Raw genomic sequence first — 22,959 nt, 5'->3', positions numbered from 1 at the left:
TTTGTAATCCGTTCCTAAGCGTTTGTTTTATTCTTCAGGAAGAATTTACCTATTGCTGACGGAATTAACCAAAGGTAGCATTACGATCCTGCCATTCACTCACTGTATAACTAGAGGTATGCGTGTCCAAATTATTGGCTCTGAGCACTGGTCTTCTAAGCTCTGCTCTTCTAAGCACCAGCCTTCTGAGCTCTCCGTTGGCCTTAGCTGATGATGATGCTAAAGCCTCTGTCGATGCAATCCTCGACTCTATAGTAGTTTCAGAACCTACTGTTGAGCCGATCGTCGTTGCACCGACACCTGAAAAAGATATGGATATCGCACCAAGTGATACGAGTGACACAGAACTGCCGAACCCACTCAAGACGGAAGTCGAATTTGGGTATCAGTCGCATACTGGTAATTCTGATTCACGATCGCTAAATGCCCGCCTAAACGGTGAGTATACGGCTGGCCGTCATAGAACCAGTGGCGAATGGAAATACTACAACCTCTACAAAGACGGTGAAGAAGATAAAAGGCAATCGACTTACTCTGCTCAGAGTGACTACAAGTTAAGCCCTAAAACCTACCTTTACGGCAGCTTTAAAGGTGTCGATTCACGATACAGTGCTTACTTTAAAGACTACACAATCTCTAGTGGTTTGGGTTATCAGTTCTCGAACACTGAAGAGTTTGTGTTGGAAGTCGAAGTCGGACCGGGTTTTCGTTACCAAGAACCTAATCTCGATGAATTGGACGACGATGACATCATCTTCCCAGAGATTGTTGAAGAGGCGATTTTCCGTGGCAATGTGAATACATCATGGCAGGTGTTGAAGAATTTGCAGCTCAAGGCTGATGTGACGTTAGTATCTGGCCACAGTAACCTGAAATTTGATACAGAATTAGAAGCGATCAACGATATAACTGACAATATCGCACTGAAGATTGCTCACTCTCGTCAATACCACGATAAAGTGCCTCACGGATTAAGCAAAGAAGACTCTGTGCTGTCGATTAACCTGCTCTTTCAGTTCTAATCTCAAGAGCAGTTCTAGTCTCAAGAGCAGTTCTAATCTTAAGGCCACTTCTAACCTTGAGAACAGCCTGTTCAGCAATAACAGCTTTTGGATCACTGTAAGCTTTTTACTTACCATAACCCCTTCGCTATGTTTTCCTATATTTCAGACATAAAAAAACACCAGCCGAAGCTGGTGTTTAAAACTTTCAAAAGAAAGAATTCGTCTTGGTACTGAAATTACTCAGCTGCAACGATAGCGATTTTCGCAGTAGCAAAAACTTCAGAGTGAAGTTGGATGCTTACTTCGAATTCGCCGATGTTACGTAGAGCGCCTTCAGGTAGGCGTACTTCGCTCTTAACTACTGCAACACCAGCTGCTGTAATAGCATCTGCGATGTCACGAGTACCGATAGAACCGAATAGTTTGCCTTCGTCACCAGCTTTAGAAGCGATTGTAACGCCTTCTAGAGTGTTAACTGTCTCTGCGCGAGCTTCTGCAGCAGCTAGTTGCTCAGCAACTTTAGCTTCTAGTTCAGCACGGCGAGTTTCGAACATAGCAACGTTGTCTTTAGTTGCCATAACTACTTTACCCTGTGGGATAAGGAAGTTACGAGCGTAACCAGATTTAACGTTTACTTGGTCGCCAAGGCCACCTAGGTTACCGATTTTATCAAGTAGAATAACTTGCATTATCTTAGTCCTCTTAAACTATTGTTAACTATTACCGATTACTGATGCTTGTCAGTGTACGGTAGTAGAGCTAGGTAACGAGAACGCTTGATAGCGCGAGCTAGCTGACGTTGGTATTTAGCACTTGTACCAGTGATACGGCTAGGTACAATTTTACCAGCTTCAGTGATGTAGTTTTTTAGAGTTGCTACGTCTTTGTAGTCAATCTCTTGTACGCCTTCTGCAGTAAAACGGCAGAATTTACGACGACGGAAGAAACGAGCCATGGGCTATCTCCTGATCTAAATTTAATAATGCGGTATTAACACAGGCTTATAAATAAGCGTAAGCAAATGCTTGTAGTGAAAATACCTAAACGAGTTGAATAAAATTTAATGACCTAAAAGGCCAAAAAAGAATTACTCAGCAGCAGCTTCTGGCTTAGCTTCTTCTTCACGACGTGGTGCACGTTCTTCACGGTCATCACGACGAGGAGCACGCTCTGCACGCTCTTCTTTTTGCTTAAGCATGATAGATTGCTCAGTCACAGCGCCTTTAGTGCGCATGATCATGTTACGTAGAACTGCATCGTTAAAACGGAAAGCAGTTTCTAGCTCGTCCATCACTTCTTGGCCAGCTTCAACGTTCATAAGAACGTAGTGAGCTTTGTGAAGTTTGTTGATTGGGTAAGCCATTTGACGGCGGCCCCAGTCTTCTAGACGGTGGATAGTACCGCCAGCTTCAGTGATTGAACCAGTGTAACGCTCGATCATGCCAGCAACTTGCTCGCTTTGATCAGGGTGAACCATGAATACGATTTCATAATGACGCATTTGGTTGCTCCTTACGGATTATTAGCTTCCACGAAAGGCTCGGTCGTCCAAGGGAAGCAAGGAACTAAAGAAAAATGACCGAGTTTTAAGGACGGCAAATATTATAGAAAGAACCCGGTATTGGCAAGCGGTATTTGGCTAATAATGAAACAGTTTTTCTTTCGCCATCTAGCCATCTGTGATTCTGTCAATTTGTCACTCTACGCCCTAAAAAGAAACGCCCACCAGCAAGTGGTGAGCGTTAATAAATTCATAGACTTAGAGTCGTTTTGCCTTTTGACTCAGCTTAACCCTATTGAGCTAGGCGCTGACGTACCGCTTCGAACAGACAGATGCCTGATGCTACCGAAACGTTGAGGCTCGACACGCTGCCTGACATTGGGATCTTAATCAGGTCATCACACGTTTCACGCGTTAAACGACGCATACCGTCACCTTCTGCGCCCATCACAACGGCAAGAGGACCCGTTAGCTTCGCTTGATAGATATCATGCGTTGCTTCACCTGCGGTACCCACGAACCATACACCCTGCTCTTGCAGTGCACGCATTGTACGAGCTAGGTTGGTTACGCGAACTAGAGGAACGGTTTCAGCGGCGCCACAAGCAACCTTACTTACGGTTGCCGTTAGCGGTGAAGAGCGATCTTTAGGTACGATAACAGCCGCCACACCCGCAGCATCCGCGTTACGTAGACAAGCACCTAGGTTATGAGGGTCTGTTACACCATCTAGAACCAACAGCAGAGGCTGTTCGTGCTGCGCTAGGATATCGTCTAGGTGAGTTTCATTAAGCTGCTTAGCAGGCTTCACCTTAGCAATAAGACCTTGGTGATTTGCACCCTGTGCTTTTTCATCAAGCGGCTTACGGCCCATTTGTTGAATCGACACACCAAATTGCTGCAGTTGATTCAGTAATGGAAGAAGACGATCGTCTTGACGACCTTTAAGCACGTACGCTTCAATAAAGCGCGCTGGATCTTTTTCTAGTACGGCTTTCACCGCGTGAATACCGTAAATAAATTCGTTACTCATTGTCTCTGGTTACTCTTATTGCTCAGAGATGAATGACATCAAACCCGATGCACCCACCCCTGTGTTGTTTATTTCGAGAGTATGCGTCTTGCGCCTGATACTCTCGCATTAAAGTCTTTTCGCGTTAAAGTCATGTCGCATTAAACTAGCGCTGTGCTAAACCTAATTAGCAAAGCGCCTTATTAAGCTTAAGACTTATTAACCTTAAGGCTTATTAACCTTAAGGCTTATTAACCTTAAGGCTTATAAACTTAAGACTTATCAGCCTTTGGCTTACGACTTGCGGTACGCTTTTTCTTAGCTCGCGCCTTCGCAGCACCGGTTTTATTCGCTGATTTCTTCTTAGCAGAACTTTCAGAGCTACCGTCTGGTCGCTTAGTCGGTTCAACTAAAGGCGTCGCAGGTGCGCCCGGCTTATTACTCTTCACCGCTGAACGCTTCTTGCTTTTCGCCTTTTTCATCGCTTCAGCCGCACGCTTCTTGGCCGTTTTACCTTTACCACGAGGCTGACGATCGGTGTCTTCTAAATCAAAGTCGATTTGGCGAGTTTCTAGATTAACCGCAGAAACCTTCACTTTAACCGAATCACCTAAGCGGTAGATGTTACCTGAGCTTTCACCGACTAAACGCTGACCAACAGCATCAAATTGGTAGTAATCATTCGCTAGCGCTGAGATATGTACCAAGCCATCAATGTGCAGTTCAGTGAGACGAACAAAGAAGCCGAAGCCAGTCACGTTAGCAATTACGCCATCCATCACTTCGCCGACATGGTCTTGCATGTACTCACACTTCAGCCAGTCGTTCACTTCACGCGTAGCATCATCAGCACGACGCTCAGTCATTGAACACTGCTCGCCGTAGAAGTCCATATCATCGAAAGTGTAGTGGTAACCGCCGGTTGGCGTCCAACGCTCACTCTGACGGCCTTCTTCTTTCGCAATAAGGTACTTAATCGCGCGGTGCAATAGCAAATCTGGGTAACGACGAATTGGCGAGGTAAAGTGAGCATAGCGTTTAAGAGCTAAACCAAAGTGACCTGCGTTGTCCGCGTTGTATACCGCTTGCTTCATCGAGCGCAGTAGCATGGTTTGGATTAACTCACGATCTTCACGCTCATTAATCTGTTGCATCAGTTGTGCATAGTCTACTGGTGATGGCGACAGGCCACCTTCCAGCGTTAAACCTAGCTCACTAAGGAAACTCTTAAAGCCAGTTAAGCGCTCTTCTCCCGGAGTATCGTGAACACGGTACAGTGCAGGTTCTTTCGCTTTTTCTACGTAAGACGCCGATGCGATATTCGCAAGAATCATACACTCTTCGATGATCTTGTGTGCATCGTTACGGATGACGGGTTCAATACGGTCAATCTTACGATCCGCATTGAAGATAAACTTAGTTTCTACCGTTTCAAACTCAATCGCACCACGTTCGTCACGCGTTTTCTTAAGTACCTTGTACATCTTATGAAGCTCTTCAAGATGTGGTACTTCAGGCTCGTAACGCTCACGAAGTTCTTCATTGCCATCTAAGATAGCGCCAACTTTGTTGTAAGTCAGACGGGCATGAGAGTTCATTACCGCTTCGTAGTGCTTGTAACCCGACAGTTTACCTTTGTCTGAGATAGTCATCTCACACACCATACATAAACGGTCAACTTGAGGGTTCAATGAACATAAGCCATTAGAAAGGACTTCTGGCAGCATTGGCACAACTTGTGACGGGAAGTATACCGAGTTACCACGGTTAATCGCTTCTTTGTCTAGCGCGGTATCTGGGCGAACGTAGTAACTTACGTCAGCAATCGCTACCCACAGGCGCCAGCCTCCGCCTTTCTTCGCTTCACAGTAAACCGCATCATCGAAGTCACGCGCATCTTCACCATCAATGGTAACCAATGGCAGTTTGCGTAGATCAACACGTCCTTCTTTTGCTTCTTCAGGAACATGCTCACCGAGGTTTACGATTTGCTTATCTACCGCTTCAGGCCACTCTTGTGGGATCTGGTGAGTACGGATCGCGATCTGCGTTTCCATACCCGGAGCCATGTTTTCACCAAGAACTTCGGTCACTTTACCCATCATGTTACGAGAACGACCACCACGATCCGTAATTTCAATCACAACCACATTACCCATTCGAGCACCGCCTTTATGCTCGGTAGGGATCTGGATGTCGTGACTAATACGAGAATCATCAGCAACCACGTAAGAATGGCCATATTCTAGGAAGAAGCGACCAACAAGTGGCGTTTTGCGCTCTTCAAGAACACGAACCAAACGACCTTCACGGCGACCACGTTTACTGTTGTCAGTAGGCTGAGCCAGTACGTAATCACCGTGCATGATGGTTTTCATCTGGTGATGCGGCAACACGATATCATTGTCTTTACCCACACTGCCGTCTGGGCGAACCCAACCATGACCGTCTTTATGACCAATCACATAGCCTTTAATCAATTCCATCTTCTCAGGCAATGCGTAGCACTGACGACGGGTAAAGATAAGCTGTCCATCACGTTCCATTGCACGTAAACGACGACGCAGCCCTTCATATTGTTCCTCTCCAGCCAAACCCAAAGCTTCGAATAGATCGTTACGGTTCATTGGGATATTCGCGTCTGTTAGAAACGAAATAATGAACTCTCGGCTTGGTACTGGGTTTTCGTAATTTTTCGACTCTCGGTCGGCAAAAGGATCAACAGTGGTTGTCGCTGTCGTGTTTTCTGACATTGGTGTGTTTTTTGACATAGGCGGGCCTGCTTAAGCAAGGAATGTATATACCCCTAGTATATCTGATGCTAGGGGTAAGCTACAGATATGCTTTGGAAAAGCCTAAAATAACCTAAGATTGATACATATCTTCACTTTGTGAAACATCGCTTCATAGAGGCGGACTATCATCAAAATTTCAAGCAAACGATAAAACAAACGTTTGCGCCATGGATGAAATACACTATTATCCCGACACTTTACCAACTCCTGTTCTGAGTATTGATATGAAACTAAAACGCACCCTATTGGCTTCAGCAATGGCAAGCCTCGCTCTATTTCCATTTGCGAGTTCAGCAATGGAAAAAGCTGACCTGATGATTACCGATGCAATGGTTCTAACCATGAACCAAGACAAAACGGTTTATGAGAGCGGTACTGTTGTCGTAAAAGACAACAAAATCATTGCCGTTGGTGATGCTTCACTAGAGAAGCAGTACCAAGCGAAACAAGTGTTAGACGTGGATGGCGATATCGTCATGCCGGGTCTCATCAATACTCATACTCACGTATCGATGACGGTTTTCCGTTCGTTGGCCGATGATGTGCCTGACCGTCTTCATCGTTATATCTTCCCTCTAGAGAAGAAACTGGTATCGCGAGACATGGTACGCATTGGCGCTAATCTCGGTAACGTTGAAATGGTAAAAGGCGGTGTCACGACTTACGCCGACATGTACTACTTCGAAGATGAAGTTGCGAAAACTGTCGATAAGATCGGTATGCGTGCCATTCTTGGTGAAACCGTGATTAAGTTCCCAGTCGCAGACGCTGCCAACGCGGAAGAAGGCATCCAATACGCGCTGAATTTCATTGAAGAATACAAAGACCACCCGCGTATCACACCCGCGTTTGCCCCACACGCGCCTTACACCAACACCACAGAGATACTGCAGAAGATCTCTAAGCTCTCTCTAGAGCTCGATGTACCAGTAATGATTCACCTTGCAGAATCACACCGTGAAGAAGAGAAAATCGCCGAGCGTTCAGATGGGCTATCACCGGTTCAATACATGGACAGCATTGGCGCACTCAACAAAAACTTGGTGGGTGCACACATGATCCTTGTTGACGATCATGATATCGAGCTGGTGAAAAAATCGGATATGGGTGTGGCTCACAACATGAGTGCTAACATCAAGTCAGCAAAAGGGGTATCTCCTGCGCTTAAGATGTATGACGAAAACGTTCGTATTGGTTTAGGTACTGATGGCCCAATGTCTGGTAACACACTGAGCACCATTGATGAATTCAACCAAGTCGCTAAAGTTCACAAGCTGGTTAATAAAGATCGTGCCGCAATGCCGCCGATCAAAGTGATCGACATGGCAACAATGGGCGCAGCAAAAGCGCTACACATGGAAGATAAGATCGGTTCTCTTGAAGCCGGTAAACTCGCCGACATCATAGTGATCGATACGAAAGCGCCAAACATGGTTCCGGTCTACAACCCATACTCGGCATTAGTTTACTCAGCTAATTCTGGTAACGTTCGCCACACCATCGTTGACGGTAAGATCATCATGCAAGACCGCGACATGCTAACGGTCGATGAAGATAAGATTCGCCAAGAAGCACTCGATTTCACTAAAGTCGTTCGTAAGACGGTGATTGAATCTGGTGAAGTTGTTCAATAACGCCACCGAGTAAGATAAACCGTTTACCGTTAAGATCAAAAAAGGCCTCATAGGTATTTACCTACGAGGCCTTTTTAATACGGTATCTTTCTATATCAAGATAGATGGTTAACGAGTGCAGTCGTTCACCATCTAACCTTAATTTATATTCGTCATTACCAGAACACATCTCGGCGTTTTGCTCGAGCAATAATATTGTCCGGCATTCTCTGTTCCAGACCGCTTCGAAGCACGGTGATGCGTTTGTGTTGCCTATCATCCGCAGTCACCGAGTTGTATAACCAGCGGTAAGCATCTTCATAATCTAACGGGCTACCGTAATCACGCAGCAAGAGTTCCGCTAAGTGAATGCTTGCACTTAGATTACCCATAGAGGCCGCTTCACGTAAATACGGAATCGCGCGCTCTTTGTCTTGTTGAACCAAGGTTCCACGAGAATAATAACGACCTAGCTGCTCTAGTGCAGCCGGTAAACCTTGATGCGCCGCGTTTTCCATATAGTAAATGCCAAGCTCGACATCTTGTGGAACACACACGCCCCAAGCCAACATATCACCGTATAAAAACTCATAAGAAGGCAAGCTAATACGCGTTGCACGAGCAACGATATCTTCAACTAACTGGCACTTATCAGCTTTCACTCGCTCTAGGTGTTGATTATTCTCGATTAAATTAATCAGTTCAGCTTCTGTATATATTGGAACGGGCTCTCCCACGTCAGTCAAATTTGCATGACTCAAGGGTGAGCTCAGCGCCATTATCAATGAAGCTGCTACAATTCGTAGCTTCATACCTGCACTCTATTATCTGTCGCTAAAGTTATCTATTGAGGGCCGCAGAGGATTTCTACACGCACAAAACAGGGTGAACTTCACTTTCCATGATATCTGTATCGGCAATAACCCTGACGGCTTTAGACAAAACTTGCCGCCAATGGGCAATATTTTGCCTGATGACGCTTAAAAGATCACCATCAAAGAGTGCGTGGCTAAATTGCAGGTATTAAAAAGCCGACTTAATAAAGTCGGCTTTTAGAAAACTATTTCATTATCAGAGCACTTTAATTATCAAAGCACTTTAATTACCACAGTACGGTTCGTGCTGTGGTAATCACTCAACAGGCATTATGCGCCGTATGGGTGAACCTTGATGATAGTTTCGTTACGATCTGGGCCAGTTGATACGATATCAATTGGAACGCCAGTTAAGTCTTCGATACGCTTGATGTAATCTAGAGCAGCTTGTGGAAGCGCGTCGATAGATTTAGCACCAAATGTGTTTTCAGACCAACCAGGCATTGTTTCGTAGATTGGCGTCGCTTCTTCGAATGACTCAGCAGCCATTGGAGAAACTTCTAGGATAGAACCATCTTTCATCTTGTAACCAGTACAGATTTTTAGTTCTTCTAGGCCATCTAGAACGTCTAGTTTAGTTAGACAGATACCAGATAGAGAGTTGATTTGGATTGCACGACGCATAGCAACAGCATCGAACCAACCAGTGCGGCGTAGACGACCTGTCGTTGCGCCAAACTCGTGACCAACATCGCCTAGGTGCTTACCAACTGGGTCTTGTTTTTCAAGGCCATCGTATAGCTCAGTAGGGAATGGACCTGAACCAACACGAGTACAGTAAGCCTTAGTAATACCAAGGATGTAACCGATGTGACGAGGACCAAAACCAGAACCTGCAGCAACACCACCAGCAGTCGTGTTAGAAGACGTTACGTATGGGTAAGTACCGTGGTCGATATCTAGTAGCGTACCTTGAGCACCTTCGAACATGATCTTGTCGCCGCGCTTACGTGCTGCGTCTAGTTCGTCAGTTACGTCGATAACCATCGCAGTTAACATGTCTGCGTAGCTCATCGCTTGCTCAAGAACTTCTTCGTAGCTTACTGTTTCAGCTTTGTAGAAATGCTCTAGTTGGAAGTTGTGGAATTCCATAACTTCTTTTAGCTTCTCAGCAAATGCTTCTTTATCGAAAAGGTCGCCAACGCGTAGACCGCGACGAGCAACTTTATCTTCGTAAGCAGGACCGATACCACGACCCGTTGTACCGATAGCTTTAGCGCCACGAGCGATTTCACGCGCGTTGTCGATTGCAATGTGGTACGGAAGAATTAGAGGACAAGCTTCAGAGATGAAAAGACGCTCACGTACTGGGATACCGCGATCTTCAAGAGGTTTCATTTCTTTAAGAAGTGCGTCAGGCGATAATACTACACCGTTGCCAATAACACATTTAACGTTATTGCGTAGGATACCTGATGGAATTAAGTGAAGAACGGTTTTTTCACCGTCAATTACAAGTGTGTGACCTGCATTGTGACCGCCTTGGTAGCGAACCACGTATTTTGCATCTTCAGTTAAAAGGTCAACGATTTTACCTTTACCTTCATCACCCCATTGGGTGCCTAGAACGACTACGTTATTTCCCATCTTTCCAATTTCTGTTGCTAATTAAAAATGGATTCTAGCACCGAATCACATTTCTTGCAGTCATTTTTTGTTCATAATTGTTAAAGCTAACGACAAGCAAATTTGCAATGACACCGCGAAGATCCGTAAAGATGCTGATATTATTATCTTTTTACAGGCAAAAGGCAGCAACATGTCTAATTCTATCTGGCTCGCAATCGGGCTTGTTCTTATCGTTGAAGGGCTGGGGCCCTTGATTGCACCCAATGGCTGGAGAAACATGGTTGCTCAATTAAGCCAACAGCCAGACACGCAACTGCGCCGAATTGGCGGTTGCCTTGTGGTTGCCGGCGTCGTTATCGCTTTCATGACCTACCGCTAGGCTTTCTCAAAGCACGACTCTGTCGCTCGATTTCCCTCGAGGACCTAATGGCGAATATTCAGTCTTTAGTCTTTAGTCTTTAGTCTTCAGTCTTCAGTCTTCAGTCTTCAGTCTTCAGTCTTCAGTCTTCAAATAATAGAAAACAAAAAGGCTCCCATAATGGGAGCCTTTTAAGTTTTAACGTATTTTGCTTATTGAGCTAAGCATCCGCTAACGCATCAGCTTATTTTGCTGGAGCGCCGCTCGCTTGATTCATGTATTGGAAGAAGTCAGTCTTCGGATCCAGTACTAGAATGTCGCTCTTATCGCTAAATGATGTCTCATAAGCTTGCAATGAACGCATGAAGCCATAGAACTCAGGATCTTTACTGTAAACATCAGAGTAAATCTTCGCTGCTTCTGCATCTGCATCACCACGAGTGATTCGAGCTGTACGGTCAGCTTCTGCAAGAACTGTTGCTACTTCTAGCTCAGCTTGAGCACGGATAACTTCTGCTTTCTCACGACCTTGAGAACGGTGTCTACGAGCAACCGATTCACGTTCTGCACGCATACGGCGGTAGATAGATTCACTGATTTCGTCAGGAAGGTTAATCTTCTTCATTCGGAAATCAACAACTTCAACACCTAAATCAGCCATCGCACTTTCTGACGTTCCAGACAAAACGTTTTCCATGATCTTGTCGCGTTCGCCATCAACTTCTAGAGCTTCTGCAGCTGCTACCGTTGTGACGACTTCGCTATCAGCAGAGTCTGGCAGGATGTCCTTATTACGAGGGCCTGACACGATCTGCTTAATTTCACGAGCACCAATTTCAGAACGAAGAACATCTGTCACTTTACGCTCAAGAAGTGCTTCTGCCGTCATGATATTACCGCCGCCAGTACTCAGATAAAAACGTCCAAAATCAGCAATACGCCATTTTGCGTAGGTATCAATTAGAACGTCTTTTTTCTCTGATGTTACGAAACGGTCAGAACGACCATCCATCGTTTGAATACGAGCATCAAGTACTTTTACGCGATCAAACATAGGCAGTTTAAAGTGCAAGCCTGGTTCATAGATTCGTGATACGCCGTTGTCATCGAGAACTCGACCAAAACGAATTACCATGCCACGCTCGCCTTCTTGAATCACAAATAGTGACATCAATAGAAGGGCAATCGTCACAACTAATACAGGGATCATTAATTTACGCATTATTAGTATCTCCCTTGACGTGAACTGTCTGAACGAGTTTGAGTGCTAGACTTTGGATCCGCTTGAGTTTCTAACTCAATTTGATCGTAAGTTGATGATGCTTTTGCAGGGCGAGTGCCCGACTGAGAACCACCTTGTGCGCCTAGCTTATCAATTGGTAGGTATAGCAAGTTACCGCTTGATTCAGAATCAATCAGGACTTTCGATGTGCTTGAGTACACTTTTTCCATTGTATCAAGGTACATACGGTTACGTGTTACTTCAGGAGCAGCTTGGTATTCAGGTAAAAGCTTCTCGAACTGAGCAACTTGACCTAGAGCACCATTAACTATGCGCTCTGAGTAACCCACCGCTTCTTTCTTCAAACGCTCAGCTCGACCTGTTGCTTTTGGAAGAATGTCATTTCGGTAAGCTTCAGCTTCACGTTCAAAACGCTCTTCATCCTCTCGAGCCGCGATAGCATCATCAAATGCATCTTTCACTTGCTCAGGTGGACGTGCTGACTGGAAGTTCACGTCAACAATCAGAATACCCATGTCGTAGCTATCAATAATACGGTTCAACGTTTCTTGAGTGCTTTGACGAATCTGCTGACGACCACTTGTTAGGATACTATCCATTAGTGAGTCACCAATTACCGCACGAAGCGCAGAATCAGTTGCTTGACGTAAGCTATCATCCGCATCCGTTACACGATACAAGTACTTGTATGGGTCAGAAACACGGTATTGAACGCCCATTTCAACCGTCACAACGTTTTCATCTTTCGTTAGCATGGTGCCAGAAGCACGTAGAGAACGAATCGCTTGAACGTTAACCAGTTGCTCATCTTTAATTTCATCGATGAAGCGTGGGTGCCAGTTAAGACCCGGTTCTTCGATACGGTCGAATTGACCCAGTCGAAGTACAACGGCTCTTTCTGCTTCGCCAACGGTGTAGAAACCAGCGAAGAACCAGATAGCAATCGCAATGACAGCAATGACACCAAAGCCAATCGCACCGCCACCACCGATAGATGGCCCGTTACCGTTGCCACCTTTTTTACCAAACTTGCCACCTAACTTTTGACTTAGTTTACTAAACACTTCGTCTAAGTCTGGCGGTCCTTGATCTCGGCCGCCGCGATTATTGTTCTTACCCCAAGGGTCATTATCGCGGCCGTTATTATCGCCGTTGTTATTATTTCCAGGCTCATTCCACGCCATTAGAAAGCTCCATCATTTGATATGACGTTATACTGTAGCAGTCTCTTTGGTAACGATAAAGTCACCTAAGAGCGCCCCTTCTCTTTTTTCAAGTTTAGACCAATCTATTTGTTGCATTCGGATATCTATCAACAAGTTACCATTTTCATCATACTCTTCCTGTTGAATACATTTCATCTCGAAGAATAAGCTGCGAATACGGCCTTGATGTTGATGTGGAATACACAACCGGAATTGAACCATTTGACTCGCTAAACGCTCAGTTAAAGCCTCAAACAGCAGTTCAATCCCTTCTCCTTCCATTGCAGAAACCCAAACAGCGCGTGGTGCGCCCTCTTCGTCTCTTTCAATTCGAGGTTTTTGGTCTTCCATGCAGTCAATTTTATTCATGACTACAAGGGTTGGCACTTCATGAGCATCGATTTCTTCTAATACTTCATGAACAGCCTGAATGTTCTCACGAAAGCGGTCATCACTGGCATCAACAACATGTAACAAAATGTCAGCTTCCTGCGTCTCTTGTAACGTAGCCTTGAACGCAGCGACCAGATCGTGCGGTAGATGACGGATAAAACCTACGGTATCTGCGAGAATTGCAGGCCCGACATCTGCCAATTCAATCTTACGTAGTGTTGGGTCTAGAGTTGCAAACAGTTGGTCTGCCGCATAAACACCTGCACTAGTGATTTGATTGAAAAGTGTTGATTTCCCTGCGTTGGTATAACCAACCAAAGAAATTGTTGGGATTTCAGCTCGATTACGAGCACGTCGTCCTTGTTCACGCTGCTTAGCCACTTTCGCTAAACGACGTAATATCGCTTTTATACGGTCACGCAACAAACGTCGATCGGTTTCCAGTTGAGTTTCACCTGGACCACGAAGACCAATACCACCTTTCTGCCTTTCAAGGTGAGTCCAACCACGAATCAATCGGGTAGAGATATGACGAAGCTGAGCGAGCTCAACTTGTAGCTTACCTTCATGAGTTCGCGCACGTTGTGCAAAGATATCTAAGATTAAACCCGTGCGATCAATCACACGACATTTACACAATTGCTCGAGGTTTCGCTCTTGGGCAGGAGAGAGAGAGTGGTTAAAAATCACAATTTCAGCACCGGTCAGCTGAACGGCTTGAGCGATTTCTAGGGCTTTACCTTCTCCAACGTAGTATTTAGGGAGTGGGGATTGTCGGCTACCAGTAATCACTTGTAGCGTTTCTACCCCCGCTGAGGAGACCAGCATTTCACATTCGCTTAGGTCTTCCCATTCTCCCTCTTGCGTGAAGTTGATATGAACAAGTACGGCTCGCTCGCCGGATTCATAACGGTCAAACAAGCAACCAACTCCTTATTACAGCGCAAGCTGTATCAATTGAACGATTAATCTTCAGTCTTCTCTGGACGATCAGATGGCGCACGCTGTTGCTCGCCGCTGTGGTGACTAACTGCACGAGCAGGAACCACAGTAGAAATCGCATGCTTGTAAACCATTTGGTTTACTGTGTTCTTCAATAAGATCACGAATTGATCGAAAGACTCGATCTGACCTTGCAGCTTGATGCCGTTAACAAGATAGATAGAGACTGGAATGCGCTCACGACGGAGTGCATTTAGGAATGGGTCTTGTAGCGATTGCCCCTTAGCCATTTTATTTTCCTTATTTATATTTTGTTGTAATTATTTAGCTAGTGGTGCACAAAAAGGTGCGGCCTTTGCATCTGAGCTAAACGAATAAAAAAACTCCGTTGTTATTGAAAGGCTGTGATTTTTAAAAGCCTCAATAACTGATCCTTTTCAGAGTATATTCACGCAAAAGCGATCACATTATACACAGCAATACTAATCAGATGCTATTGCATCTGAAAGAGTTTCTAACGCCTGTTCAATGTTTTCGCTATCCAACCAAGTTAAATCATCCCAACTGCGTAACCAGGTGATTTGTCGCTTGGCCAATTGACGGGTTGCGCAGACACCACGGAAAACCGCTTCGTCTAAATCGCAATTCCCATCTAAATAATCCCACATCTGCCTATAACCAACGCATCGGATCGATGGCAGTTCAGGGTGAAGATCGTCTCTGGCATATAACGCCTTCATCTCATCTTCAAACCCCGCCTCTATCATCTTCTCAAAGCGAAGTTCAATGCGGCGATGGAGCTCTTTCCTTTCCTTGGGAGCTATTGCAAATTGTTTTACACGAAATGGCAGGCTATCGCCTTTCGTTTGAGTTAGCTCTGTTAATGTTTTACCCGAAATTCGGTAAACTTCCAATGCCCTTGAAAGCCTTTGTGGATCATTTGGGTGTATTCTTTCAGCGGATACGGGATCTATCTCTCTTAATTGATCATGCAATGCCTGCCAACCCTGTTCAATAGACTCCGCTTCAATCTGCTTACGAATCTCTTGATCCGCGGCCGGTAATGGCGATAAGCCTTCCAACAATGCTTTGTAGTACAGCATTGTGCCACCAACCAGTAACGGGATTTTTCCTTCCGCTACAATCTTATTCATTTCATTGATCGCATCACGACGAAAATCTGCCGCAGAATACGCTTCGCTTGGATCGAGAATATCAATCAAACGATGGGGCGCGAGCGCGAGCTCTCCTGCATCCGGTTTAGCGGTGCCGATATCCATGTCTTTGTAGATCAATGCTGAGTCGACACTGATGATCTCTACTGGGTACTTCTGACGTAAGCGGATAGCTAAATCTGTTTTTCCTGATGCCGTAGGGCCCATTAAAAACAACGCTAAAGGTAATTTTTCAGTCATGATATTTTGTATTTGTTTCTCTGTTAGAGCGCTTTATAAAAAAGGGCTTCGTATCGCGATACATTCAGTTGCAAAGATAAATGCCATCGCGAAAAAGTTAAACCGTAAACGCGGCTATGGTCGCTGAAAAGTCGATAGGATTTACAAACTCTGGATCATCTAATGGAAGTAGACCATGCCAGAGCTGTTCAAGTTCCCCAACTAGTTGAACCGCTTCAGATAAAGTGTAGTCGCTTTTTACTTGTGCCGTTTGAATCCCGATCCAGTTGACCAATGATGGCAACATATCGTTAAAAACATTAGCAGCGTTAGAACCATTATCTGCGTTAAAAACAGTAGCAGCGTGATTATCGACAATCTGAGCGTTTAATGAAGCCGCGTAAGATAACAGATCTGGGATCAAAATTTGTAAGTTTTGCTGCCTCAAAGGAGAAGGCACGCCCATCACCATCACCATTACCGCTTCACTGTTTCGCGCCTTAAGCTCAATCCCCAATAACGCCAGTGTTTGGCTCAACGCCTTAGCAACCTCGACAAGTTCACTACCAAGCTTAATCGATAAAGGCACCAATAGCGGTTGGCTTTTTAACGCCCCTTCTCGAGTATCAAGTTGGCCAATCACACGTAGCAATTCCGCTTTGGCTAGAGACACCAATACGCTGCCGTTCTTATTGCCCATTACCAAATATTGGCGTTCCACTACCGAGACTGCTTTGCCTAAGTCCGTCACAGGAGCTCTTGGTTTTGAATGAACAGGATTCTGTTGAGCAGGCTTAGCTTCTTTATTTCCTTTATTTTCTATATTGTCTTTGGTTTCTACTGGTGCCACATGCTCTTGAGGAGATGATGGGGCTACAACTTGACCATCAAAATCTGGCGTTTTCAGAAGCTCTTTATAGGCTTTCACTTCTCGCTTAGAGGGCGCGGGGTCACCGTGATGCTGGTTTGGCTCTTTCTCTTTTTTAGGTTCAGGTCGGGACTCGATCCACTCTTGACGAGGAGACCCGGTAAAACTGGTTTCGCGGGCCGACGAGCCTGTGTTAGCTGAACTAATGTTAATAGACGAATCTAAGTTGGTTGAAGAGCCCCTGCTAGACGATGAACCTCGGTTGGCTGTGGAGCCATAATGTTGCCCACCATCATTAACGCTGTGTTGAGGTTGATCATAAGCGCGCTCAGACTCTGCTTTTCTCGGGTAGGCTGGCGTTTGCTCAATAGCATGTCGCTCACTATCAGATACTTGGGTTTGATTCGAACGGCTAGGCATTGAGCTTTCAGGCTCTGAGAAACTGGCCACTTCACCGATACCAGAGTTCGAGCTATCTTGCTGATGGTGAATCACTTCTGACTGATGAAACGCAGACTGCTTGATCGGTGCTGCATCAATTTGTTTGCTTTGGGCTAGTCCATCACTCAGTGCTTGATAAATAAAGTCATGCACAAGACGAGCTTGATGGAAACGCACTTCGTGTTTGGCAGGGTGAACATTCACGTCCACCTGATGTGGGTCTAGCTCAATGAACAACACATACGTCGCAAATTGGTCTGGGCGCAGGCTAGTCTCATAGCTTTGACGAATCGCATGATTGATCAGCTTGTCACGCATCATACGACCATTCACATAACAGTATTGCAGATCGCTTTGTTGTCTTGCTCCTTCTGGCGTGGTGATCCAGCCATGAAGTTTTAGACCTTGATGTTCTAGCTCAATCTTAAGCATATGACGAACAAAAGGATTGCCACATACCGCAGCGATGCGCTTTTCTGCTTGAACTTGTGTTTTGGCAGCGCGGTACTGACGAATCATTTTACCGTTATGGCGAAGGTTAATGGTCACATCAAAGCGACTCAATGCGATGCGTTTAAGCAGCTCATCAATATGCGTGAACTCGGTTTTCTCGGTGCGTAAGAACTTGCGGCGTGCTGGCGTATTGAAGAACAGGTCCAACACCTCAACCGAGGTACCAATGGGATGTGCTGCAGGCTGCAGTTTCACCTGCATATCACGGCCTTCACTGTGTGCTGCCCAAGCTTGATCTTGAGTGGCAGGGCGTGAAGTCATGGTTAAGCGCGCAACAGAGCTAATACTTGCGAGCGCTTCACCACGAAAACCAAGGCTAACGATCGCCTCGAGGTCATCAAGGGTATGGATCTTGGAGGTAGCATGACGACTCAGCGCCAACGCAAGCTCATCTTTAACGATGCCCTTACCGTTGTCACGAACGCGGATCATCTTAGCGCCGCCTTTCTCGATATCAATATCGATACGTGTGGCACCTGAATCCAAACTGTTCTCAACCAGCTCTTTTACAACAGAAGCTGGTCTTTCTACCACTTCACCCGCTGCGATTTGGTTAGCTAATCGAGCTGGCAGTATTTTGATCGTCATATTTATAGCTACCTTACTGCCATTGATGGAAACATGTCTGCGTTAAAAAGCTTACTTGTGCGGAATAATCAACACCTGCCCCACCGCTAGGCTGTCAGATCGTAGCTTATTCGCTTGGCGAATACTGTTAACACTCACGCCGTACTTCGAAGCAATCTTGCCAAGATAATCACCTCTTGCGACTTTATGTTTACGCAGAGGGACATCTTTCACTTCAACCGTAATACGTAGCTTCTGACCCACTCTCAGTGTTTCAGACTTCAAGCGGTTCTCACGTTTGATATCTGCCACCCGTACTTTGTAACGGCTGGCTATCTTGCCGAGATACTCTCCAGACTTAACCGTGTGAGTGATGGTCTTAGTTTTCACTGCGCTGCTTGATGATGAGCCTGAAGCACTGCTTGGGATCTTAAGCACTTGGCCGATCGCAAGGCTGCTCGATTTCAGATTGTTGAATTTCATCAACGTCTGTGTCGAGGTGCCATATTTACTCGCAATCACCGATAAAGACTCACCACGAGACACTTTATGTTGGCTCACGCTACCCGTTGACGACGTTGCGTTAGACAAGATAATCCCTTCTGGCGGGTTAGCCTTCAAATACTTAACGACCGCTTTGGTCACTGCTCGTGCCAATTTATCTTGGTGCGAACGTTGGAAGAGCAGCTTCTCTTCGGTCGGATTCGAAATAAAGCCCGTCTCGACCAAGACCGATGGTATCTGTGGTGAACGTAATACTGCCAAACTGGTATTGATTGGTTTACTGTTATGAAGCTTAGCAACCTTACCCATCTCAGACAGAATGGTTGTTGCAAGCTTATAGCCCTCTTTCTGTGAGTGGCTGAACTGCAAATCAAGCAGAGTTTGGTTTACGTTCTTATCATCAATATTGCCAGTGAAAGCCGCACCGCTACCACCGAGTAATTCAGACTGCTTCTCTTTGTTCTCGATCCATCGAGAGATCTCGGTATTTGCGCGTCGAGTATTCAACACAAACACCGAACCACCTCTTGGTTGAGGGGTCGTAAAAGCATCCGCGTGAATAGAAATAAACAGATGAGCTTCGTTTTCACGAGCAATCGCGACACGTCGGTTAAGGTTTACAAAGTAGTCGGCGTTACGGGTCATACGAGTTTTGATCCCAGGAACCGCATTCAACTGTGCAGCAAGCTTACGAGAAATACTCAGAGTCGCATTCTTTTCATACTTACGACTTGGACCAATAGAGCCTGGATCCTCACCACCGTGACCAGGGTCAATCACGATCAGAATGTCTTTCTGACGTTTAACCTGATTAATATTTTTGCTCACCGTTGGTTTACTCGGCTTCGACGTCGTAGCCCCCTTGCTTGCCGCACCATGAGGTAGATCGATCACCAGACGATGTCCGTACTGACCACCAGGAGTCGGGCTGAGTTTAAACAACTCTGCTGTAGAGGATTTCTTCAACTCAAAAACCAAGCGATAGGTATTTTTGTCTGGCGGTGAACTCTTACGAATCTTAGATAGAACGGGGCTATCTTTCACCACGACCGGTAACTTAGTTGCAAGGTTGGTATGTTTTAAATCGACCACTAAACGACTCGGGCTACTCAAGGTGAAATAGCTAAAGTCCGCTTCTGATTTTAAGTCGATAACCACACGAGTTTCTTCTGGAGAAGGCCAAACCCTTAAACTTTTCAGTGAGTTTGCAGAAACAAGTGAAGAAAACAGTATAGAAAAAACAGCAGCCATCATGGCTACTGCTGAAATAAGGCGTCTAGAAATCAACATAACTCCAACTGACTAAGTAAGCGCTGTCCGTATTCACTATTAGCGGTTAAAGAAACAATACGGTGATCGTCTTGGTAACGAATATCAATGTCCAAATCGGCTTCTGGTAGCATCCCATAGCCTTTCTCAGGCCATTCAACCAAGCAGATAGCATCTGGTGTGAAGTAATCACGAATCCCCATGAACTCCAATTCTTCAGGATCGGCTAAGCGATAAAGATCGAAGTGATATACCTGCCAATCGGCAAGTTGATAAGGTTCAACTAGAGTATACGTTGGGCTCTTTACATTTCCTTGATGGCCAAGTGCTTTTACAAAGCCACGACTGAAGGTCGTTTTACCTGCGCCAAGATCACCATGCAGATAAATAGTCGTCTGCTGTGAGCAAAGATTAGAAAGCTCCGTCCCTAATTGAATCGTTGCTTGTTCATCTTTCAAAGTAAATTGTTTCGTGCTCATGAATACGTTCTCTAAAAATCGATCGTTGACTATATAAAAATCAAAAGAACAAGAATAGTAAACCGTGATGCTTTTAGTAGACAAGCACTCAAGTGTAAGTTCTATGAAAAATACTGATCAAAACACGTCAGTTCTGGTCAATATCACTAAGATCCGTTAAGATCCGCCCCCATTTTTGCCGAACCTAGTTTTAATTAGCCTTATCTCTAATTGTAAAACAGAGAAAATAAGAATTAAGAATGAAGCCATGAATCTAGACCATCTTGCTGAAAAAATTAAAATCTGGGGAAAAGAGCTCGGCTTTCAAAAAGTTGGCATCTGCGATGTTGATTTAAGTGAACACGAAGCCCCTCTTCAAGCATGGCTAGATGCTGGCAACCACGGCGAAATGGATTGGATGGCTCGACATGGAATGATGCGCGCACGTCCTGATGAACTTCATCCAGGCACCATTCGAGTGATCAGCGCCCGAATGAACTACCTACCACCAGAAGCTCAGTTTGCCTCTAACCTAAGCGATACCACTCAAGGCTATATCAGCCGTTATTCTTTAGGCCGCGATTATCACAAATTGTTCCGTAACCAGTTGAAAAAGCTGGGACAAAGGATCGAAAAAGAGGTCGAAGGTTTAGACTCACGTCCTTTCGTAGATTCAGCGCCTATTTTGGAAAGACCGCTCGCTCAAAAAGCGGGGCTGGGTTGGACAGGTAAACACTCATTAATTCTTGATAAAGAAGCGGGCTCTTGGTTCTTCCTAGGAGAATTGTTAGTTAACATTCCGCTTCCTGTTGATGAACCCAGTGTCGATGAGTGCGGAAAATGCACCGCATGTATCACTTCTTGCCCAACGGGTGCCATTATTACTGATGGTGTCGTGGATGCTCGAAAATGTATCTCATACTTAACCATTGAATACGATGGTGTGATCCCGGAAGAATTTAGAGACGCCATTGGTAATCGTATTTATGGTTGTGATGACTGTCAGTTAGTGTGCCCGTGGAACCGTCATGCCGAACTCACAGAGCAAACAGACTTTCATCGTAGAGAAGATTTCCAAGAAGCCGATCTGGTTTCACTTTCAAGTTGGGATGAAGCCACCTTCCTAAAGAAAATGGAAGGCTCAGCAATAAGACGTATTGGCCACACCCAGTGGTTACGCAATATCTTTGTTGCTATGGGCAATGCGCCATTTCAACAACGCATTGTTGAAACACTAGAATCTCATCAAGGCAAAAACGAAATGCTAGATGTGCATATTGAGTGGGCTTTGAATAAACAACTACAACAATTACCCAACGCTAGCGGTGTGCAAAGAAGTAGCAGTAAAATATCCACCAAAAAGCACAGACTGATACGTATTGTTGAGAAAGGACTGCCAAGAGACGCCTAGCCCTTTAGGCATCAACGATTGGCTAGCTAACCTACCTAAATAGTCCAACATTTAAGACAACCCGTTGCACATAATTTTAGAACAATGTTTGACCTTGTTCTCAATTTTAGCAATGTGGAAAAAATTCAGAACTCTCGTAAACTTCCGACACTCTCACAAAGTTAAACACAGTACCGATAAATGATTAAGATCAAAAAACAACAAGTTAACGATCTTTTATCAAATTCAAGATAAACACTCAAACTGATAAAAAACAACAAGTTACGATCGCCACAATTCAGCTAATATATTGAAAACAAGAAAGATCTTTTGGGGATATGTAAAGAATTAAGTCTGAAATAACTTTATCAACCAAGTTATCCACACCTAACATTTTGTGGATAAGTCTGTTTATAGATGTGAAAAACCTCAAGTATCTGCTTCAGAGACCTGATGTTTACTAGCATTCCAGTTGCTAAGAAAAATTTAAGACAAAAAAATATCCACCATGATGGAGGATTATTTGCTTTTTGGGGGGATTATGCTTCGCAGCATTAAAGAAAGAGCGTGACCTTTAAGGTCGCCTTTAAACTCTGTGATCTAAAGAAAAACACGGTGGTTTAAAGAGTCTTAATAGCTTTTTAGAAGAAAGCTGGAGCGATACATCGGGTTCGAACCGATGACCTCAACCTTGGCAAGGTTGCGCTCTACCAACTGAGCTAGTATCGCATTAGTTAATCGCTGCTCTTACTGCCTTGGGCAGCTCTTACCGCCTTGGGCAACAGATAGCGCTTAACTGTAATGTGGTTGCGGGAGCCGGATTTGAACCGACGACCTTCGGGTTATGAGCCCGACGAGCTACCAAACTGCTCCATCCCGCGTCCGGATGTTTCTCTTTTCGCTTCATTAACGTTAAGTACAATGAAACTAAACCATTTTCATCTTCAGCATAAAGCGTGAGATAGAAATTGGAGCGATACATCGGGTTCGAACCGATGACCTCAACCTTGGCAAGGTTGCGCTCTACCAGCTGAGCTAGTATCGC

At 45.0% G+C, this 22,959-nt stretch carries 19 protein-coding genes and 3 tRNA genes; 4 read left to right on the top strand and 18 right to left on the bottom strand.

Annotated features, from left to right (window positions below; genetic code table 11):
- Positions 1-122 precede the first annotated feature (122 nt).
- Entirely contained in the window at positions 123-1,022 is a 900-nt protein-coding gene (locus NX845_RS21710; protein WP_102456189.1) for a DUF481 domain-containing protein, read from the top strand.
- A 218-nt stretch (positions 1,023-1,240) separates the two neighbouring features.
- On the opposite strand, the gene rplI is transcribed toward NX845_RS21710, so the two are convergent.
- The 5 genes from rplI to rnr form a co-directional block, all read right to left on the bottom strand.
- Positions 1,241-1,693 carry a 50S ribosomal protein L9 gene (gene rplI / locus NX845_RS21705; protein WP_004735854.1) on the bottom strand — a complete coding sequence of 151 codons (453 nt, stop codon included), beginning with the start codon at positions 1,691-1,693 and terminating at the stop codon, positions 1,241-1,243.
- 38 nt (positions 1,694-1,731) lie between these two features.
- On the bottom strand, positions 1,732-1,959 hold the full coding sequence (rpsR, locus tag NX845_RS21700) for a 30S ribosomal protein S18 (protein WP_000090472.1): 228 nt from the start codon (positions 1,957-1,959) through the stop codon (positions 1,732-1,734).
- Between the two features lie 132 nt (positions 1,960-2,091).
- The gene (gene rpsF, locus NX845_RS21695; RefSeq protein ID WP_004735855.1) at positions 2,092-2,505 is read right to left on the bottom strand and encodes a 30S ribosomal protein S6; all 414 of its coding nucleotides are present in this window, start codon (positions 2,503-2,505) and stop codon (positions 2,092-2,094) included.
- Between the two features lie 292 nt (positions 2,506-2,797).
- Positions 2,798-3,538, bottom strand: coding sequence for a 23S rRNA (guanosine(2251)-2'-O)-methyltransferase RlmB (gene rlmB, locus NX845_RS21690; RefSeq protein ID WP_004735856.1), 741 nt, complete (start codon positions 3,536-3,538; stop codon positions 2,798-2,800).
- 251 nt (positions 3,539-3,789) lie between these two features.
- Positions 3,790-6,288, bottom strand: coding sequence for a ribonuclease R (rnr, locus tag NX845_RS21685; protein ID WP_065682096.1), 2,499 nt, complete (start codon positions 6,286-6,288; stop codon positions 3,790-3,792).
- Positions 6,289-6,536: 248 nt separating this feature from the next.
- On the opposite strand from rnr, the gene NX845_RS21680 reads away from it, so the two are divergent.
- The gene (locus NX845_RS21680; protein WP_029224282.1) at positions 6,537-7,946 is read left to right on the top strand and encodes an amidohydrolase; all 1,410 of its coding nucleotides are present in this window, start codon (positions 6,537-6,539) and stop codon (positions 7,944-7,946) included.
- A gap of 155 nt (positions 7,947-8,101) precedes the next feature.
- Here NX845_RS21680 and motX read toward each other — a convergent pair whose 3' ends face one another.
- Both motX and NX845_RS21670 read right to left on the bottom strand, forming a co-directional pair.
- Positions 8,102-8,737, bottom strand: coding sequence for a flagellar protein MotX (gene motX / locus NX845_RS21675; RefSeq protein WP_004735859.1), 636 nt, complete (start codon positions 8,735-8,737; stop codon positions 8,102-8,104).
- Positions 8,738-9,070: 333 nt separating this feature from the next.
- Positions 9,071-10,387 (bottom strand): adenylosuccinate synthase, encoded by a 1,317-nt coding sequence (locus NX845_RS21670; protein WP_017078237.1) that lies wholly within the window; start codon positions 10,385-10,387, stop codon positions 9,071-9,073.
- Between the two features lie 172 nt (positions 10,388-10,559).
- On the opposite strand from NX845_RS21670, the gene NX845_RS21665 reads away from it, so the two are divergent.
- Positions 10,560-10,748, top strand: coding sequence for a DUF2065 domain-containing protein (locus NX845_RS21665; RefSeq protein ID WP_026012244.1), 189 nt, complete (start codon positions 10,560-10,562; stop codon positions 10,746-10,748).
- A 223-nt stretch (positions 10,749-10,971) separates the two neighbouring features.
- Here the strand turns inward: NX845_RS21665 and hflC are convergent, their stop codons facing one another.
- From hflC to tsaE, 8 genes are all read right to left on the bottom strand, one after another.
- Positions 10,972-11,949: a protease modulator HflC gene (hflC, locus tag NX845_RS21660; protein WP_004735862.1), complete on the bottom strand. Its 978-nt coding sequence runs from the start codon at positions 11,947-11,949 to the stop codon at positions 10,972-10,974.
- A 2-nt stretch (positions 11,950-11,951) separates the two neighbouring features.
- Positions 11,952-13,154: an FtsH protease activity modulator HflK gene (gene hflK, locus NX845_RS21655; protein ID WP_017078236.1), complete on the bottom strand. Its 1,203-nt coding sequence runs from the start codon at positions 13,152-13,154 to the stop codon at positions 11,952-11,954.
- 27 nt (positions 13,155-13,181) lie between these two features.
- On the bottom strand, positions 13,182-14,489 hold the full coding sequence (gene hflX / locus NX845_RS21650) for a ribosome rescue GTPase HflX (RefSeq protein ID WP_004735864.1): 1,308 nt from the start codon (positions 14,487-14,489) through the stop codon (positions 13,182-13,184).
- A 44-nt stretch (positions 14,490-14,533) separates the two neighbouring features.
- Positions 14,534-14,800 (bottom strand): RNA chaperone Hfq, encoded by a 267-nt coding sequence (gene hfq / locus NX845_RS21645; RefSeq protein ID WP_004735866.1) that lies wholly within the window; start codon positions 14,798-14,800, stop codon positions 14,534-14,536.
- 192 nt (positions 14,801-14,992) lie between these two features.
- Positions 14,993-15,925: a tRNA (adenosine(37)-N6)-dimethylallyltransferase MiaA gene (gene miaA / locus NX845_RS21640; protein WP_004735867.1), complete on the bottom strand. Its 933-nt coding sequence runs from the start codon at positions 15,923-15,925 to the stop codon at positions 14,993-14,995.
- 97 nt (positions 15,926-16,022) lie between these two features.
- Positions 16,023-18,314 carry a DNA mismatch repair endonuclease MutL gene (mutL, locus tag NX845_RS21635; protein WP_260257135.1) on the bottom strand — a complete coding sequence of 764 codons (2,292 nt, stop codon included), beginning with the start codon at positions 18,312-18,314 and terminating at the stop codon, positions 16,023-16,025.
- Positions 18,315-18,365: 51 nt separating this feature from the next.
- Positions 18,366-20,087, bottom strand: coding sequence for an N-acetylmuramoyl-L-alanine amidase (locus tag NX845_RS21630; RefSeq protein WP_061023875.1), 1,722 nt, complete (start codon positions 20,085-20,087; stop codon positions 18,366-18,368).
- A complete protein-coding gene (gene tsaE, locus NX845_RS21625) occupies positions 20,081-20,545 on the bottom strand; it encodes a tRNA (adenosine(37)-N6)-threonylcarbamoyltransferase complex ATPase subunit type 1 TsaE (protein WP_004735870.1) in 465 nt (154 codons plus the stop codon). Before tsaE ends, NX845_RS21630 begins: the two co-directional genes overlap by 7 nt.
- A gap of 247 nt (positions 20,546-20,792) precedes the next feature.
- Here tsaE and queG point away from each other — a divergent pair, with 247 nt between their 5' ends.
- Entirely contained in the window at positions 20,793-21,935 is a 1,143-nt protein-coding gene (gene queG, locus NX845_RS21620; protein ID WP_102576335.1) for a tRNA epoxyqueuosine(34) reductase QueG, read from the top strand.
- A 632-nt stretch (positions 21,936-22,567) separates the two neighbouring features.
- On the opposite strand, the gene NX845_RS21615 is transcribed toward queG, so the two are convergent.
- The 3 genes from NX845_RS21615 to NX845_RS21605 all read right to left on the bottom strand — a co-directional run bounded on the left by NX845_RS21615 (position 22,568) and on the right by NX845_RS21605 (position 22,959).
- A tRNA-Gly gene (locus tag NX845_RS21615) sits at positions 22,568-22,643 on the bottom strand.
- A gap of 75 nt (positions 22,644-22,718) precedes the next feature.
- Positions 22,719-22,795 (bottom strand) — tRNA-Met (locus NX845_RS21610).
- 88 nt (positions 22,796-22,883) lie between these two features.
- A tRNA-Gly gene (locus NX845_RS21605) sits at positions 22,884-22,959 on the bottom strand.

The sequence above is a fragment of the Vibrio sp. NC2 genome, assembly GCF_025195005.1.
In the GTDB taxonomy this organism is placed as follows: domain Bacteria; phylum Pseudomonadota; class Gammaproteobacteria; order Enterobacterales; family Vibrionaceae; genus Vibrio; species Vibrio splendidus.
The sequence above is the reverse complement of the archived record's forward strand: the minus strand, read 5'-3'. Positions and strand labels throughout refer to the sequence as shown.

What these genes read in the sequence shown, in the direction of transcription:
- rlmB (WP_004735856.1), bottom strand. Translation starts at nt 3,538, where the DNA reads ATGAGTAACGAATTTATTTACGGTATTCACGCGGTGAAAGCCGTACTA.
- queG (WP_102576335.1), top strand. Translation starts at nt 20,793, where the DNA reads ATGAATCTAGACCATCTTGCTGAAAAAATTAAAATCTGGGGAAAAGAG.
- NX845_RS21680 (WP_029224282.1), top strand. Translation starts at nt 6,537, where the DNA reads ATGAAACTAAAACGCACCCTATTGGCTTCAGCAATGGCAAGCCTCGCT.
- hflK (WP_017078236.1), bottom strand. Translation starts at nt 13,154, where the DNA reads ATGGCGTGGAATGAGCCTGGAAATAATAACAACGGCGATAATAACGGC.
- hfq (WP_004735866.1), bottom strand. Translation starts at nt 14,800, where the DNA reads ATGGCTAAGGGGCAATCGCTACAAGACCCATTCCTAAATGCACTCCGT.
- NX845_RS21665 (WP_026012244.1), top strand. Translation starts at nt 10,560, where the DNA reads ATGTCTAATTCTATCTGGCTCGCAATCGGGCTTGTTCTTATCGTTGAA.
- rpsF (WP_004735855.1), bottom strand. Translation starts at nt 2,505, where the DNA reads ATGCGTCATTATGAAATCGTATTCATGGTTCACCCTGATCAAAGCGAG.
- rnr (WP_065682096.1), bottom strand. Translation starts at nt 6,288, where the DNA reads ATGTCAAAAAACACACCAATGTCAGAAAACACGACAGCGACAACCACT.
- hflC (WP_004735862.1), bottom strand. Translation starts at nt 11,949, where the DNA reads ATGCGTAAATTAATGATCCCTGTATTAGTTGTGACGATTGCCCTTCTA.
- NX845_RS21670 (WP_017078237.1), bottom strand. Translation starts at nt 10,387, where the DNA reads ATGGGAAATAACGTAGTCGTTCTAGGCACCCAATGGGGTGATGAAGGT.
- rplI (WP_004735854.1), bottom strand. Translation starts at nt 1,693, where the DNA reads ATGCAAGTTATTCTACTTGATAAAATCGGTAACCTAGGTGGCCTTGGC.
- mutL (WP_260257135.1), bottom strand. Translation starts at nt 18,314, where the DNA reads ATGACGATCAAAATACTGCCAGCTCGATTAGCTAACCAAATCGCAGCG.
- rpsR (WP_000090472.1), bottom strand. Translation starts at nt 1,959, where the DNA reads ATGGCTCGTTTCTTCCGTCGTCGTAAATTCTGCCGTTTTACTGCAGAA.
- tsaE (WP_004735870.1), bottom strand. Translation starts at nt 20,545, where the DNA reads ATGAGCACGAAACAATTTACTTTGAAAGATGAACAAGCAACGATTCAA.
- NX845_RS21630 (WP_061023875.1), bottom strand. Translation starts at nt 20,087, where the DNA reads ATGTTGATTTCTAGACGCCTTATTTCAGCAGTAGCCATGATGGCTGCT.
- miaA (WP_004735867.1), bottom strand. Translation starts at nt 15,925, where the DNA reads ATGACTGAAAAATTACCTTTAGCGTTGTTTTTAATGGGCCCTACGGCA.
- motX (WP_004735859.1), bottom strand. Translation starts at nt 8,737, where the DNA reads ATGAAGCTACGAATTGTAGCAGCTTCATTGATAATGGCGCTGAGCTCA.